Source organism: Variovorax sp. Root411, assembly GCF_001425205.1.
Classification (GTDB): Bacteria; Pseudomonadota; Gammaproteobacteria; order Burkholderiales; family Burkholderiaceae_C; genus Variovorax.
In genome coordinates this window covers 278,735-292,802 of the sequence record NZ_LMDW01000020.1, presented here as the reverse complement: position 1 = coordinate 292,802, position 14,068 = coordinate 278,735, and the positions used below count along the sequence as shown (strand labels likewise).

15 protein-coding genes and 1 tRNA gene are annotated in these 14,068 nt (G+C 64.9%); 4 read left to right on the top strand and 12 right to left on the bottom strand.

Annotation, left to right across the window (positions count from 1 at the left end):
- Positions 1 to 24 precede the first annotated feature (24 nt).
- The 11 genes from ASC92_RS28355 to uvrB form a co-directional block, all read right to left on the bottom strand.
- Positions 25 to 147, bottom strand: a complete 123-nt coding sequence (locus ASC92_RS28355) for a stereocilin (protein ID WP_082519726.1) — start codon at positions 145 to 147, stop codon at positions 25 to 27.
- 206 nt (positions 148 to 353) lie between these two features.
- A tRNA-Val gene (locus ASC92_RS25855) sits at positions 354 to 428 on the bottom strand.
- 76 nt (positions 429 to 504) lie between these two features.
- Positions 505 to 1,212 (bottom strand): DNA polymerase III subunit epsilon, encoded by a 708-nt coding sequence (gene dnaQ / locus ASC92_RS25850; protein WP_056521597.1) that lies wholly within the window; start codon positions 1,210 to 1,212, stop codon positions 505 to 507.
- Positions 1,213 to 1,224: 12 nt separating this feature from the next.
- Entirely contained in the window at positions 1,225 to 1,563 is a 339-nt protein-coding gene (gene fdx / locus ASC92_RS25845; protein WP_007828193.1) for an ISC system 2Fe-2S type ferredoxin, read from the bottom strand.
- 9 nt (positions 1,564 to 1,572) lie between these two features.
- Complete coding sequence (gene hscA / locus ASC92_RS25840) at positions 1,573 to 3,435, bottom strand: Fe-S protein assembly chaperone HscA (protein WP_056521594.1); 1,863 nt, start codon at positions 3,433 to 3,435, stop codon at positions 1,573 to 1,575.
- Between the two features lie 5 nt (positions 3,436 to 3,440).
- The gene (gene hscB / locus ASC92_RS25835) at positions 3,441 to 3,959 is read right to left on the bottom strand and encodes a Fe-S protein assembly co-chaperone HscB (protein ID WP_056521590.1); all 519 of its coding nucleotides are present in this window, start codon (positions 3,957 to 3,959) and stop codon (positions 3,441 to 3,443) included.
- Positions 3,960 to 4,022: 63 nt separating this feature from the next.
- The gene (iscA, locus tag ASC92_RS25830; protein ID WP_007828190.1) at positions 4,023 to 4,346 is read right to left on the bottom strand and encodes an iron-sulfur cluster assembly protein IscA; all 324 of its coding nucleotides are present in this window, start codon (positions 4,344 to 4,346) and stop codon (positions 4,023 to 4,025) included.
- Position 4,347: 1 nt separating this feature from the next.
- Positions 4,348 to 4,767 carry a Fe-S cluster assembly scaffold IscU gene (gene iscU, locus ASC92_RS25825; RefSeq protein WP_007828189.1) on the bottom strand — a complete coding sequence of 140 codons (420 nt, stop codon included), beginning with the start codon at positions 4,765 to 4,767 and terminating at the stop codon, positions 4,348 to 4,350.
- A 50-nt stretch (positions 4,768 to 4,817) separates the two neighbouring features.
- Positions 4,818 to 6,038: an IscS subfamily cysteine desulfurase gene (locus ASC92_RS25820; RefSeq protein WP_056521588.1), complete on the bottom strand. Its 1,221-nt coding sequence runs from the start codon at positions 6,036 to 6,038 to the stop codon at positions 4,818 to 4,820.
- Between the two features lie 82 nt (positions 6,039 to 6,120).
- The gene (gene iscR / locus ASC92_RS25815) at positions 6,121 to 6,657 is read right to left on the bottom strand and encodes a Fe-S cluster assembly transcriptional regulator IscR (protein WP_056521586.1); all 537 of its coding nucleotides are present in this window, start codon (positions 6,655 to 6,657) and stop codon (positions 6,121 to 6,123) included.
- Between the two features lie 244 nt (positions 6,658 to 6,901).
- Entirely contained in the window at positions 6,902 to 9,019 is a 2,118-nt protein-coding gene (uvrB, locus tag ASC92_RS25810; RefSeq protein ID WP_056521582.1) for an excinuclease ABC subunit UvrB, read from the bottom strand.
- A 105-nt stretch (positions 9,020 to 9,124) separates the two neighbouring features.
- On the opposite strand from uvrB, the gene ASC92_RS25805 reads away from it, so the two are divergent.
- The 4 genes from ASC92_RS25805 (at position 9,125) to ASC92_RS25790 (ending at position 13,173) form a co-directional block, all read left to right on the top strand.
- Entirely contained in the window at positions 9,125 to 10,321 is a 1,197-nt protein-coding gene (locus ASC92_RS25805; protein ID WP_056521580.1) for an amino acid aminotransferase, read from the top strand.
- Between the two features lie 154 nt (positions 10,322 to 10,475).
- Positions 10,476 to 11,882 carry a polyhydroxyalkanoate depolymerase gene (locus tag ASC92_RS25800; protein WP_056521577.1) on the top strand — a complete coding sequence of 469 codons (1,407 nt, stop codon included), beginning with the start codon at positions 10,476 to 10,478 and terminating at the stop codon, positions 11,880 to 11,882.
- A gap of 20 nt (positions 11,883 to 11,902) precedes the next feature.
- A complete protein-coding gene (locus tag ASC92_RS25795) occupies positions 11,903 to 12,538 on the top strand; it encodes an RnfABCDGE type electron transport complex subunit B (protein ID WP_056521573.1) in 636 nt (211 codons plus the stop codon).
- The gene (locus tag ASC92_RS25790) at positions 12,535 to 13,173 is read left to right on the top strand and encodes a LysE family translocator (protein WP_056521570.1); all 639 of its coding nucleotides are present in this window, start codon (positions 12,535 to 12,537) and stop codon (positions 13,171 to 13,173) included. Before ASC92_RS25795 ends, ASC92_RS25790 begins: the two co-directional genes overlap by 4 nt.
- Here ASC92_RS25790 and ASC92_RS25785 read toward each other — a convergent pair.
- A complete protein-coding gene (locus ASC92_RS25785) occupies positions 13,139 to 14,068 on the bottom strand; it encodes an EamA family transporter (RefSeq protein ID WP_056521567.1) in 930 nt (309 codons plus the stop codon). The two genes, ASC92_RS25790 and ASC92_RS25785, sit on opposite strands and share 35 nt — an antisense overlap.

Sequence of the window (14,068 nt, the reverse complement as noted above, 5' to 3'; positions counted from 1 at the left end):
CTTAGCGCGGCCCACGCGCGGAATTCAATGCACGGAGGGTGGCGGCTCGGGATCGGTAGGTTCGTCGGGTGGCGTGCTCGGCCCTTCGTCGGGCTCGACGGGCAGATCCGGTGTGACAGGTGTCGGAAGGTCGGGATGGGTGGCCATGGTGGCGCTCCTTTCCCATTGGTTCTAGAACTCCGGCATGGAAAGTTCAAACGGCCCTTGGCTGCACTTGCCGTCGGTGCGGACCGACAGCTCATTGGCCGCGCGCCAGGCATTCCGGAGAACCGCGACCTGTTCGGCGCTCAGTGGATCCAGAAGAAAACGCGCAACAAAAAAGCGACCTGGAAATCCAGGTCGCTTTTTGATTTTGGTGGGCGGTGGAGGTTTCGAACCTCCGACCCCAGCAGTGTGAATGCTGTGCTCTACCCCTGAGCTAACCGCCCCGAAACGCTGCTGTTCGACCTCAGCGCCTTGAAAACGTATCGCGTTGTGCGAAGCCTCAGATTATGCCATAGCTTTTCAGCTGTTTTCCCGAAACAGCGTGCGGCCGCCACTCGATTTGTCGAGTTGCACCAACACCGCCTCGTGCGCGGTCAGTTCGTGCTCGGCCGCCACGATCACCGGCAGATCGAACTGGCTCAGGTCGATGGCCACCACGGTGGTGCCTTGCGCGGGCTCGCTCGAGGCCACGTCGATCAGCAGCGCATCCTGGCCGCGCGTGAGGTTGATGTAGACGTCCGCCAGCAGCTGCGCGTCGAGCTTGGCGCCGTGGAAGGTGCGGTTGGAGCGGTCGACGCCGAAGCGGTCGCACAGCGCATCCAGCGAATTGCGCTTGCCCGGGTAGACCTGCTTGGCCATGGCCAGCGTGTCGGTCACTTCGCCGACGAAGGTGCGCAGCAGCGGCAAACCGGCGCGCTCGAATTCCTTGTTGAGAAAACCGACGTCGAAGGCCGCGTTGTGAATGATCAGCTCGGCATCGCGCAGGTATTCGACGATGTCGTTGGCCAGCGTGGCGAACTTCGGCTTGTCGCGCAGGAAGTCGGTCGTCAGGCCGTGGACCTTGAGCGCGTCCTCATGGCTCTCGCGCTCGGGGTTGAAGTAGATGTGCAGGTCATTGCCGGTGAGCTTGCGGGCAAATAGCTCCACGCAGCCAAGCTCGATGACGCGGTCGCCGTTCTCGGCGGAAAGGCCGGTGGTTTCAGTGTCGAGGACGATCTGGCGCGACATACGTTGGCTCTTTCAATGATTCTCTTTGGCGTGGTTGATCGAGTACTTGGGAATCTCGATAGTCACATTTTCCTGCGCCAGGATCGATTGACAACTCAGGCGCGACTGCGGCTCCAGCCCCCAGGCACGGTCGAGCAGATCTTCCTCGCCCTCTTCCGCTTCGTTGAGCGAGTTGAAGCCCTCCCGCACGATCACGTGGCAGGTGGTGCAGGCGCAGCTCATCTCGCACGCGTGCTCGATGTTGATGTCGTTGTCGAGCAGGGCCTCGCAGATCGAGGTGCCGGCCGGCGCGGTGATCTCGGCGCCTTGCGGGCAATACTCGGGATGCGGGTAGATCTTGATCGTGGGCATGTTGTTGTTCTAGAGAGATTCGACCTTGCGCCCGGCAAGCGCGCGCGCAATGCCCGCGTTCATGCGCTGGGCGGCGAAGGCCTCGGTGTCGTCGGCCAGCTTCTTGGTGGCCGCTTCGATGGCGGCGGCCTCGTTGCTGCTCTTGGCGGTCTCGCGCAACTGCGCCATCGATGCGTCGATGACCGCGCGCTCTTCAACGTTCAACAGGTCGCCGTCTGCATCGAGCGCGCTCTGCGTGGCGAGCAGCATGCGGTCGGCGTCGACGCGTGCTTCCACGAGCGCGCGGGCCTGCATGTCCTGCTGCGCGGTGGAGAAGCTTTCCTGCAGCATGGTCGCGATCTGGTCGTCCGACAGGCCGTACGACGGCTTGACCGCCACGCTGGCTTCGACGCCGCTGCCCTGCTCCTTCGCGCTCACGCTGAGCAGGCCGTCGGCATCGACCGTGAAGGTCACGCGGATGCGTGCCGCGCCGGCCACCATCGGCGGAATGCCGCGCAGCGTGAAGCGCGCGAGGCTGCGGCAGTCGGACACGAGATCGCGCTCGCCCTGCACCACGTGCAGCGTCATCGCCGTCTGACCATCTTGATAGGTCGTGAAGTCCTGCGCCATCGCAGTCGGAATGGTCTGGTTGCGCGGCACGATGCGCTCGACCAGGCCGCCCATGGTCTCGATGCCAAGCGACAGCGGAATCACGTCGAGCAGCAACAGCTCACCCGCACCGTTGTTGCCGGCCAGCTGGTTGGCCTGGATGGCAGCACCGAGCGCCACGACCTCGTCGGGATTCAGGTTGACCAGCGGATCGCGGCCGAAGAAATCGGCAACGGCACGCCGGACCTGAGGCATGCGGGTGGACCCGCCGACCAGCACGATGCCTTTCAGGTCGTCGGGCTTGAGCTTCGCGTCGCGCAGCGCCTTGCGCACGGCGGCGATGGTGCGGTCGGTGAGCGGCTGGGTGGCGGTGTAGAACTGCTCGCGCGTCAGGTCGAGGCTGGCGGTTGCGCCTGCCACTTCCGCGCGGAAGACGGTGGATTCCGAATCGGTCAGCGCCTCTTTCGCGGCCCGCGCGGCAACCAGCAACGCCGCCTTGTCGGCATCGCTGCCGGCGTGCAGGCCCGTCTGGGCGAGCACGAAGCCGGCCAGCGCGTGGTCATAGTCGTCGCCGCCGAGGGCGGAATCGCCGCCCGTGGCAATTACCTCGAACACGCCCTGAGTGAGCCGCAGGATCGAGATGTCGAAGGTGCCGCCGCCCAGGTCGTAAACCGCGTAGACGCCCTCGCTGGCGTTGTCCAGGCCGTAGGCGATGGCGGCGGCGGTGGGCTCGCTGATCAGTCGCAGCACGTTGAGGCCGGCCAGCTGCGCGGCGTCCTTGGTCGCCTGGCGCTGGCCTTCGTCGAAATACGCCGGTACGGTGATGACGGCGCCGTAGAGCTCGTCGTCGAAGGTGTCTTCGGCGCGGAAGCGCAGCGTGGCCAGGATCTCGGCGCTGATCTCGACGGGCGACTTCTCGCCGGCCAAGGTCTGCACCTTCACCATGCCGCCGTCATCACCGCCGATGCGGTACGACATGGCGTCGCGGTTCGCGATGTCGGCGAGACCGCGGCCCATGAGCCGCTTGACCGAGGTGATGGTGTTGGCGGGGTCCTGCGCGCGCGCGGCCGCTGCGTCGAAGCCGATCTGGCGGCGATCGCCTTCAAGGTAGCGCACCGCTGAAGGCAGCAGCACGCGGCCCTGGTCGTCGGGCAGGCATTCAGCCACGCCGTTGCGCACCGCGGCCACCAGCGAATGGGTGGTGCCAAGGTCGATGCCCACGGCGATGCGGCGCTGATGCGGGTCGGGCGCCTGGCCGGGTTCGGAAATCTGAAGGAGAGCCATGGCCCTTATTGTCCCAATTGATCGAATTTGGCTTCGACGTCCTGTCCGAAGCGCTCAATGAACATGAGGGCTCTCACCTGTTGTGCGGCGGCGGGGTAGTCGCCTTTTTCGTCGATCAGCCAGTCGAGGGACGAAAGTGCGCGGGCGCGGCCGGTCTCGACCTCGGCCTGCAGCTTCTCGAGCGAGGCGGTGCCCTCGACCTCATCGAGCGCCTCGCGCCACTCCATCTGCTGCATCAGGAATTCCGGCGGCATCGCGGTGTTGTTCTCGGTGTTCAGCGGCGCATCGTGCAATTCGCAGATGTAGCTGGCGCGGCGGATCGGGTCCTTGAGCCGATGGTAGGCCTCGTTGATGCGCACCGACCATTGCATGGCCACGCGCTGCGCCGCGGCTCCCTGCGCGGCAAAGCGGTCTGGGTGAACCTCGCGCTGCAGTTCTTTCCAGCGCGCGTCGAGCACGGCGCGGTCCTGCGCGAAAGTCGCCGGGACGGCAAACAGTTGAAAGTCGGTGTCGTTCAGGTTCATGGCAAGAAAAAACCGCCAGCACATGACATGGTGGCGGCTGTGGTCGCGCTCAGCGACGACGCGTCAAATGCGAAAACTTTCCCCGCAACCGCAGCGATCACGCTCGTTCGGGTTGATGAACTTGAAGCCTTCGTTCAGGCCTTCGCGCACGAAGTCGAGCTGCGTCCCGTCGATGTAGGCCAGGCTCTTCGGGTCGACCAGCACCTTCACGCCGTGGTCTTCGAACACCACGTCTTCAGGCGTGAACTCGTCCACGTATTCGAGCTTGTAGGCCAGGCCCGAGCAGCCCGTGGTCTTCACGCCCAGCCGCACGCCCACGCCCTTGCCTCGCTTGCCGAGGTAGCGGGTGACGTGTCGCGCAGCGGCTTCGGTCAGCGTAACGGCCATGTCAGTGGACGGCTTCGGCAGCGGACTCGGCGGTCTTGACGCCGTGCTTGGCCTTGTAGTCGCTCACAGCGGCCTTGATCGCGTCTTCGGCCAGGATGGAGCAGTGGATCTTCACGGGCGGCAGCGCCAGCTCTTCGGCGATCTGCGCATTCTTGAGCGCAGCCGCTTCGTCCAGCGTCTTGCCCTTGACCCATTCAGTCACGAGCGACGACGAGGCGATGGCCGAGCCGCAGCCGTAGGTCTTGAAGCGCGCATCTTCGATCACCCCGGTTTCGGGGTTGACCTTGATCTGCAGCTTCATCACGTCGCCGCAGGCCGGCGCGCCGACCATGCCGGTGCCTACCGAGTCGTCGCCCTTTTCGAAGGAGCCGACGTTGCGGGGATTTTCGTAGTGGTCGATGACCTTGGAAGAATATGCCATGGTGTACCTCTCAAACTTTGTTCAATCGTGGAGCCTTGGGCTGCCCTGTATCAGTGGGCCGACCACTGGATCGTGCTGATGTCGACGCCGTCCTGGAACATCTCCCACAGGGGACTCAGCTCGCGAAGCTTGGCAACGTTGTGCTTGATGGTCGAAATGGCGTAGTCGATTTCTTCTTCGGTCGTGAAGCGGCCGATGGTCATGCGCAGGCTGCTGTGGGCCAACTCGTCGCTGCGGCCCAGGGCGCGCAGCACGTAGCTGGGCTCGAGGCTGGCCGAAGTGCAGGCCGAACCCGACGACACCGCCAGGCCCTTGATGCCCATGATCAGCGACTCGCCTTCGACGTAGTTGAAGCTCATGTTCAGGTTATGCGGCACGCGGTGCTCGAGGTCGCCGTTGATGAACACCTGTTCGACGTCCTTCAGGCCGTCGAGCAGACGCTTCTGCAGGCGAGTCGCATGGGCGATGTCGTCCTTCATCTCGAGCTTGGCGATGCGGTAGGCCTCGCCCATGCCGACGATCTGGTGCGTCGGCAGGGTGCCCGAACGCATGCCGCGCTCGTGGCCACCGCCGTGCATTTGCGCCTCGAGGCGGATGCGCGGCTTGCGGCGCACGTACAAGGCACCGATACCCTTGGGGCCGTAGGTCTTGTGCGAAGCCAGGCTCATCAGGTCGATGGGCAGCTTCGTGATGTCGATCTCGACCTTGCCGGTGGCCTGGGCCGAATCGACGTGGAAGATCACGCCCTTTTCGCGGCAGGCATTGCCGAGCGCTACCACGTCCTGGATCACGCCGATCTCGTTGTTCACGAACAGCACGCTGGCCAGGATGGTGTCGGGACGAATGGCCGCCTTGAACTTCTCGAGGTCGACGAGACCGTTTTCCTCGACGTCGAGGTAAGTAACCTCGAAGCCCTGGCGCTCCAGTTCACGCATGGTGTCGAGCACGGCCTTGTGCTCGGTCTTCAGCGTGATCAGGTGCTTGCCCTTGCCCTTGTAGAAGTGGGCCGCGCCCTTAAGCGCGAGGTTGATCGACTCGGTAGCGCCCGAGGTCCACACGATTTCGCGAGAATCTGCGTTGATCAGCTCAGCCACCTGGCCGCGCGCTTTCTCGACCGCCTCTTCAGCCTCCCAGCCCCAGGCATGGCTGCGCGATGCCGGATTGCCGAAGTGTTCGCGCAACCAGGGAATCATGGCGTCGACCACACGCGGGTCGACCGGCGTGGTCGCGCCGTAATCGAGATAGATCGGGAAATGAGGAGTTACGTCCATGGCTGGCTCGTGCTGGCGGGGGGTTGTTTTTTGATCTGGGCTGCTCGTGCTGGCGCCCGGAGGCGCCGCCTGAAATCAGGTCTCAGGACTTGGCGAAGGCGTTGCCGAGGGCGAACACCGAATTCGGCGCATTCACGCGAATCGGCTTGACCACCGGCTGCGCCGAGATGGCACGCTTGACGACCGGCTTGTTCTCGATCTGCACGCCCTTGGCGATCTGGTCGTCGACCAGCTTCTGCAAGGTGACGGAATCGAGGAACTCGACCATGCGCTGGTTCAGCGAGGCCCAGAGTTCGTGCGTCATGCAGCGGCCGGCTTCGCCCAGGCAGTTTTCCTTGCCGCCGCACTGAGTGGCATCGATAGGCTCATCGACGGAAACAATGATGTCGGCCACGGTGATATCCACAGCCTTGCGACCGAGGCTGTAACCGCCGCCGGGGCCGCGGGTCGACTCGACAAGCTCGTGGCGGCGCAGCTTGCCGAACAGCTGTTCGAGGTACGACAGCGAAATCTGCTGCCGCTGGCTGATCGCGGCCAGCGTGACCGGACCGGTGTTCTGACGCAGCGCCAGATCGATCATTGCCGTGACCGCAAAACGGCCTTTGGTAGTGAGACGCATCGCAAGCTCCTTCAAGTGCTTACCGTTGAAATGACACCGTGGCCTGGACCGCGGTGACTTCGTCTCCGCCCTGCCCGATCCCTGACGCTGGTGAACCAGCCGGTGGGAGTCGGTCCTTCATCGCGAAGTTCTTTTTTGTTGTTGAGTATTTCGGTCAAGTATAGCAGAAGGCCCTGAACCGCGCTGGGGTAAACCCCAGCGCGGTTCGCTTGAAGAATGCGAACTCCGAACTAGCGCGTCCCGCCTACTGCGGCAGGATCGCGATGTTGTCACTGCCCGACGCCCCGAATGCCTGCTCCCGCAGCAGCGCCAGTTGGTCGCGCACCCGGGCCGCCTTCTCGAATTCGAGGTTGCGGGCGTGTTCCAGCATCTGCTTTTCGAGCCGCTTGATCTCCCGGGCGATGTCCTTCTCGCTCATGTCCTCGACCTTGGCGCGTTCGAGGTCGAGCTTGGCCATTTCCTTGCCGGTCTTCTCACTGTAGACGCCGTCGATCAGGTCGCGCACCTGCTTGACGATGCTGCGCGGCGTGATGCCGTTGGCTTCGTTGTGGGCGATCTGTCGGGCGCGGCGGCGCTCGGTTTCGCCGATGGCCTTTTTCATCGACTCTGTCATCCGGTCGGCATACAGGATGGCCTTGCCGTTCAGGTTGCGGGCCGCCCGGCCGATGGTCTGGATCAGCGAACGTTCGGCGCGCAGGAAGCCTTCCTTGTCGGCGTCCAGGATCGCCACCAGCGAAACCTCCGGAATGTCGAGCCCCTCGCGCAGCAGGTTGATGCCCACCAGCACGTCGAAAGTGCCCAGGCGCAGATCGCGCAGGATTTCCACCCGCTCGACCGTGTCGACGTCGCTGTGCAGGTAGCGCACCTTGACGCCGTTGTCGCCCAGGTAGTCGGTCAGCTGCTCGGCCATGCGCTTGGTCAGCGTGGTGATGAGCACGCGCTCGTGCTTCTCGACGCGGATGCGGATCTCGCCCAGCACGTCGTCAACCTGATGCGTCGCCGGTCGCACCTCGACCTCGGGGTCGATCAGCCCGGTGGGCCGAACCAGCTGTTCGACCACGTTGCCGGCATGGTCCTTCTCGTATTGCGCCGGCGTGGCCGAGACGAAGATGCACTGGCGCATGCGGGTCTCGAACTCCTCGAGCTTGAGCGGACGGTTGTCCAGCGCGCTCGGCAGGCGAAAACCATATTCGACCAGCGTGGTCTTGCGCGCCCGGTCGCCGTTGTACATGCCGCCGAGCTGGCCGATCATCTGGTGGCTCTCGTCGAGGAACATCAGCGCGTCCTTCGGCAGATAGTCCGTCAGCGTGGCCGGCGGCTCACCCGGCGCAGCGCCCGAGAGGTGGCGCGTGTAGTTCTCGATGCCCTTGCAGTGGCCGATCTCGGCGAGCATCTCGAGGTCGAAACGGGTGCGCTGCTCCAGCCGTTGCGCCTCGACCAGCTTGCCCGCGCCCACCAGCTCCTTGAGCCGTTCGCCCAGCTCGATCTTGATGGTTTCCACCGCCGCCATGACCTTGTCGCGCGGCGTCACGTAGTGGCTCGACGGGTACACGGTGAAGCGCGGCACCTTCTGCCGGATGCGCCCCGTCAGCGGGTCGAAGAGCTGCAGCGACTCGATCTCGTCGTCGAACAGTTCGAAGCGGATCGCCAGTTCGCTGTGCTCGGCCGGAAACACGTCGATGGTGTCGCCCCGCACGCGAAAGGTGCCCCGAGCGAAGTCCTGCTCGTTGCGCAGGTACTGCATGCGGATCAGCCGCGAGATCAGGTCGCGCTGGCCGACCTTGTCGCCGACACGGGCAATCAGCCGCATCTCCATGTAGTCCTCGGGCGTGCCGATGCCGTAGATGGCGCTCACCGTGGCCACAATCACCGTGTCGCGCCGCTCCAGCACGCTCTTGGTGGCCGACAAGCGCATCTGCTCGATGTGCTCATTGATGGACGAGTCTTTCTCGATGAACAGGTCGCGCTGCGGCACGTAGGCCTCGGGCTGGTAGTAGTCGTAGTAGCTGACGAAGTACTCGACCGCGTTCTTCGGGAAGAACTCGCGGAATTCGCTGTAGAGCTGCGCCGCCAGCGTCTTGTTGGGCGCGAACACGATGGCCGGGCGGCCCAGCCGGGCGATCACGTTGGCCATGGTGTAGGTCTTGCCCGAGCCGGTCACGCCCAGCAGGGTCTGGAACACCTCGCCGTCGATCACACCCTCGACCAGCCCCTCGATCGCCGTGGGCTGGTCGCCGGCCGGCGGATAAGGCTGAAAAAGCTCGAAGGGCGAGCCCGGATAGCGGACGAATTCCCCCTGTTTCGCTGGCCCGATCGGGTCCAGTTTCTTCAGGTCTGCTATGGCTTCGTTGTTCTCTGGCATGGCTGTTCCCGACAGGTGGCGCTCGCGCCGGTAAAATTCAAGGCAACCGGAAAGGATAAAGCCTCCTCCGGTTGCAGCGAAGCTTTCATCCCAAAGGACCTTTCCATGTCTATGTTCACCGCGGTCGAAATGGCACCGCGCGACCCGATCCTCGGCCTCAACGAGCAATTTGCGGCCGATACCAACCCCAGCAAGGTCAATCTCGGCGTCGGCGTCTATTACGACGACAACGGCAAGCTGCCCCTGCTCCAGTGCGTGCAGGCGGCCGAGCAGAACATGATGAAAGCGCCCACGGCGCGCGGTTATCTCCCGATCGACGGCATTGCCGCGTACGACAACGCCGTGAAGGCGCTGGTCTTCGGCGCCGACAGCGAACCCGTCACCTCGGGCCGCGTGGCCACCATCCAGGCCATCGGCGGCACCGGCGGCCTGAAGGTCGGCGCCGACTTCCTCAAGAAGCTCAACCCCAACGCCAAGGTGCTGATCAGCGACCCGAGCTGGGAAAACCACCGCGCGCTGTTCACCAACGCGGGCTTCGAAGTCGAAAGCTACCCCTATTACGACGCGGCCACGCGCGGCATCACCTTCGACGGCATGCTGGCCGCCCTGAACGCGGCGCCGGCCGGCACCGTCGTCGTGCTGCATGCCTGCTGCCACAACCCGACTGGCTACGACATCACCTCGGCCCAGTGGGACCAGGTGGTCGCCGCCGTCAGGGCCAAGGGCCTCGTGCCCTTCCTCGACATGGCCTACCAGGGCTTCGGCTACGGCCTGAAGGAAGACGGCGCTGCCGTCGCCAAGTTCGTCGATGCCGGCCTGACCTTCTTCGTATCGACCTCTTTCTCGAAGAGCTTCAGCCTGTACGGCGAACGCGTGGGCGCCCTGTCGGTGCTGTGCGAAAGCAAGGAAGAAGCGGGCCGCGTGCTGTCGCAGCTCAAGATCGCCATCCGCACCAACTACAGCAACCCGCCAATCCACGGCGGCGCAGTGGTGGCTGCAGTGCTCAGCAATGCCGAACTGCGCGCGCTCTGGGAAAAGGAACTGGGCGAGATGCGCGTGCGCATCAAGGCCATGCGCCAGAAGCTGGTCGACGGCCTCAAGGCCGCCGGCGTGAAGCAGGACATGAGCTTCATCACCACGCAGATCGGCATGTTCAGCTACTCGGGCCTGACCAAGGACCAGATGGTGCGCCTGCGCAATGAGTTCGGCGTGTACGGCACCGACACCGGCCGCATGTGCGTGGCCGCGCTCAACAGCAAGAACATCGACTACGTCTGCGCGTCGATTGCCAAGGTCATCTGACCGTCAGCTAGATGTGAGGAAATTCGTTTCACGACAATTCCTTCACATTTGGTGAAAAACGGCCCCGGCGGGGGATCTACGTAGGGTAAGGCCCCCTGCGCCCTGCCGATGGCGCTGATATATTGCACCGCAACATTCCACTCCAACACCCGCGATGCTCTACCAACTCTACGAAGCCCAGCGTTCCTTGATGGAGCCCTTCTCGGACTTCGCCCAGGCGGCCTCCAAGCTCTACGGCCAGGGCGCCGTGTGGGGCCAGGTGCCCATGGCCCAGCGCATGGCCGCGGGCTACGACCTGCTCTACCGCCTCGGCAAGGACTACGAGAAGCCCGAGTTCAACATCAAGTCGGTGAAGGTCGACGGTGAAGATGTGGTGATCCAGGAGGCCGTCGAGCTCGACAAGCCGTTCTGCGAGCTGCGCCGTTTCAAGCGCTTCACCGACGAGCCGCACATTCTCAAGACGCTCAAGAGCCAACCCGTGGTGCTGATCGTGGCGCCGCTGTCGGGCCATTACTCCACGCTGTTGCGCGACACCGTGCGCACCATGCTGCAGGACCATAAGGTCTACATCACCGACTGGAAGAACGCGCGCCTCGTGCCGCTGTCGGAAGGCGAGTTCCACCTCGACGACTACATCAACTACGTGCAGGAGTTCATCCGCCGCCTGCAGGCGGAATACGGCAACTGCCACGTGGTGAGCGTGTGCCAGCCGACGGTGCCGGTGCTGGCGGCCGTGTCGCTGATGGCCAGCCGCGGCGAGCAGTTGCCGCTGACCATGACCATGATGGGCGGGCCCATCGATGCGCGCAAGTCGCCCACCGCGGTCAACAACCTCGCGATGAACAAGAGCTTCGAGTGGTTCGAGAACAACGTGATCTACCGCGTGCCGCAAAGCTTCCCGGGCGCTGGCCGCAAGGTCTATCCGGGCTTCCTGCAGCACACCGGCTTCGTGGCAATGAACCCCGACCGCCACGCCAGCAGCCACTACGACTATTTCAAGGACCTGATCAAGGGCGACGACGCCAGCGCCGAGGCTCACCGCAAGTTCTACGACGAGTACAACGCCGTGCTCGACATGGACGCCGATTACTACCTCGAGACGATCCGCGCCGTGTTCCAGGAGTTCAACCTGGTCAATGGCACCTGGGACGTCAGGAACCCGAAGGGCCAGGTGGAGCGCGTACATCCGCAGGACATCCATTCCACCGCCTTGCTCACCGTCGAAGGCGAGCTCGACGACATCTCGGGCTCGGGCCAGACCGAAGCCGCGCACAGCCTGTGCACCGGCATCGCCGACGACAAGCGCGAGCACTACGAAGTCAAGGGCGCGGGCCACTACGGCATCTTCAGCGGCCGCCGCTGGCGCGAACTGGTCTATCCGAAGGTGCTGAAGTTCATCGCGGCCAATGACCAGCCGCAAAGCCGTTCCGGCAACCGCGGCGGCCTCGCAGCCGAGGACACGATCAAGCCGGAGCGCAAGACGGCCGCCGTCGCGGCCAAGAAAGTTCCAGTGAAGAAGGCCGCGACCGTGGCCGTGAAGAAGAAGCCGGCTGCGCGCTGAAGCGCGCGCAGCTTCACCCCATGGACGGGCTCGCCGCACGCATCAACGACGCACTGCCTCAAACGCAGTGCACACGGTGCGGCTACCCAGATTGCGCAGGCTACGCCCAGGCCGTGGCCGGCGGCGAGGCCGGCATCAACCAGTGCCCGCCGGGCGGTGCCGAAGGCATCGAGCGGCTCGCGCAACTCACCGGCCGCGCCGCCCTTCCCCTCGATGCCCAATTCGGCACCGAAGGCCCGCGCGCCATGGCGGTCATCGACGAAGCCTGGTGCATCGGCTGCACGCTATGCCTCGACGCCTGCCCCACCGACGCCATCGTCGGCATCAACAAGCGGATGCACACCGTGATCGAAGCCCACTGCACGGGCTGCGAGCTGTGCATTCCGGTCTGCCCCGTCGACTGCATCTCGCTCGAAGTCGAGACGCCCGGCCTCAGTGGCTGGCAGGCCTGGTCGACTGAACAGGCTGCCAGCGCGCGGCGCCGCTACGAGGTGCATGGCCGGCACCGCAACACCGATGCGCGGCTGGCCGACAAGGCGCCCGAACCCGAAGCCCTGCAAGACGCCGGCGCCCGCAAGCGCGCCATCGTCGAAGCCGCACTGGCGCGTGCCCGCGCCGCCTCGCAACAACGCCCGCCGGCCACCACCAAGCCATGACGCTCGACACCCTGCTCATCTACATCGTCGCCTCGCTCGCGTTGGCCCTGATTCCGGGGCCGACGATGCTGCTGGCGCTGTCCAACGGCATCGAAGGCGGCATGCGCCGTGCAAGTTGGGGCATTGCCGGCGCGTCGCTCGGCAGCGTCACGCTGATCGCCGTCGTCGCGCTCGGGCTGGGCTCGCTGCTCGCAGCTTCGGAGTGGCTCTTCAATGCCATCCGCGTGGCCGGCGTGGTCTACCTCGTGTGGCTGGGCGCCAAGCTCTGGCGCAGCGAGGCAACCGACCTGCGCACCGCGCTGGCCAAGTCGCCGCTCGAGGTCCGGCCACAGGGCCGCGTTGCGCTGATGCGCAGCCTCGCGGTGGCATTGTCGAATCCGAAGACGGTGCTGTTCTTCGCTGCCTTCCTGCCGCAGTTCATCGACATCGCGAAGCCGCAAGGCCCGCAGTACCTGCTGCTTGGCACGGTGTTCGTCGCACTCGACACCTGCGTGATGCTGGCCTATGCGTCGGCCGGCACGCAGGCCGTGCGCTTTCTCTCGCAGCGCGGCCTCAAGGCCATGAACCGCGGTTGCGCGGCCGGCATGTGGCTGCTCGCCGCTACCCTTGCTGTGTGGCGCCGCCCCGGCGCTTGAAGAGCATCAGCAACACGCCGGCCAACACCACGGCCACGGCGTACCACTCGAAGCGAGTGACCGTCTCGTTGGCGATCCACACGCCCAGCAGCATCGCGATCACCGGATTGACGAAGGTGTAGCTCGCCGCCAGTGCAGCAGGCGCCTTCGCGAGCAGGACCATGTAGGCGTTGAAGGCAATCAGCGAACCGAACACCACGAGGTAGATCCACGCGGCGATCGCTTCTGGCTGCAGCGGCCAGTTCATTGTTTCGCCGGAGATCGCGGCAAGCCCCATCAGCACCAGGCCGCCGCAAAGCATCTCGCTCGCAAAGCCCATCGCGCCGGGCGCCAGCGGCAGGCTGCGCTGGCTCAGCACACTGCCCAGCGACCAGCAGACGCAGGCGATGCAGATGGCGATCAGCCCCTCGGGCGAGGAACGGAAACCGCTGCCCTGCGTCAGCATCAGCACGCCGACGAGGCCGAGCGCGATGCCAGCAGCCTCCAGCCGCGACGGCTTCACGCCCCAGATCAGGTTCATCAGCGCAATCAGCAGCGGGATCACCGCGATGAACGCCACCACCAGCCCCGAGCCGATCGACACCTCGGCATTCGCCGTGCCGCCCATGCCGCCGCCGAGCATCAGCGCGCCGACGACAAAGGCATTGCGCCACTGCGCGAGCGATGGCCACGGCGCGCCGCGCCAGCGCATCCACAGCGCCAGCAGCGCGCCCGCGAACAGGAAGCGCGAGCCCATCTGCAAAAACGGCGGAAAACTGATCAGGGCGTACTTGATCGCGAGGTAGGTCGAGCCCCAGACCACCCACGTGGCGGCGAGGCAGAGCCACAGCAGCGGCGGCAGCCCAGGGCGCGCAGCAATGGGTGCGGCTTGGGCGGGAGAAGCGAGGGTCGGCAT

What these genes read in the sequence shown, in the direction of transcription:
- ASC92_RS28355 (WP_082519726.1), bottom strand. Translation starts at nt 147, where the DNA reads ATGGCCACCCATCCCGACCTTCCGACACCTGTCACACCGGATCTGCCC.
- dnaQ (WP_056521597.1), bottom strand. Translation starts at nt 1,212, where the DNA reads ATGTCGCGCCAGATCGTCCTCGACACTGAAACCACCGGCCTTTCCGCC.
- fdx (WP_007828193.1), bottom strand. Translation starts at nt 1,563, where the DNA reads ATGCCCACGATCAAGATCTACCCGCATCCCGAGTATTGCCCGCAAGGC.
- hscA (WP_056521594.1), bottom strand. Translation starts at nt 3,435, where the DNA reads ATGGCTCTCCTTCAGATTTCCGAACCCGGCCAGGCGCCCGACCCGCAT.
- hscB (WP_056521590.1), bottom strand. Translation starts at nt 3,959, where the DNA reads ATGAACCTGAACGACACCGACTTTCAACTGTTTGCCGTCCCGGCGACT.
- iscA (WP_007828190.1), bottom strand. Translation starts at nt 4,346, where the DNA reads ATGGCCGTTACGCTGACCGAAGCCGCTGCGCGACACGTCACCCGCTAC.
- iscU (WP_007828189.1), bottom strand. Translation starts at nt 4,767, where the DNA reads ATGGCATATTCTTCCAAGGTCATCGACCACTACGAAAATCCCCGCAAC.
- ASC92_RS25820 (WP_056521588.1), bottom strand. Translation starts at nt 6,038, where the DNA reads ATGGACGTAACTCCTCATTTCCCGATCTATCTCGATTACGGCGCGACC.
- iscR (WP_056521586.1), bottom strand. Translation starts at nt 6,657, where the DNA reads ATGCGTCTCACTACCAAAGGCCGTTTTGCGGTCACGGCAATGATCGAT.
- uvrB (WP_056521582.1), bottom strand. Translation starts at nt 9,019, where the DNA reads ATGCCAGAGAACAACGAAGCCATAGCAGACCTGAAGAAACTGGACCCG.
- ASC92_RS25805 (WP_056521580.1), top strand. Translation starts at nt 9,125, where the DNA reads ATGTCTATGTTCACCGCGGTCGAAATGGCACCGCGCGACCCGATCCTC.
- ASC92_RS25800 (WP_056521577.1), top strand. Translation starts at nt 10,476, where the DNA reads ATGCTCTACCAACTCTACGAAGCCCAGCGTTCCTTGATGGAGCCCTTC.
- ASC92_RS25795 (WP_056521573.1), top strand. Translation starts at nt 11,903, where the DNA reads ATGGACGGGCTCGCCGCACGCATCAACGACGCACTGCCTCAAACGCAG.
- ASC92_RS25790 (WP_056521570.1), top strand. Translation starts at nt 12,535, where the DNA reads ATGACGCTCGACACCCTGCTCATCTACATCGTCGCCTCGCTCGCGTTG.
- ASC92_RS25785 (WP_056521567.1), bottom strand. Translation starts at nt 14,068, where the DNA reads ATGCCGACCCTCGCTTCTCCCGCCCAAGCCGCACCCATTGCTGCGCGC.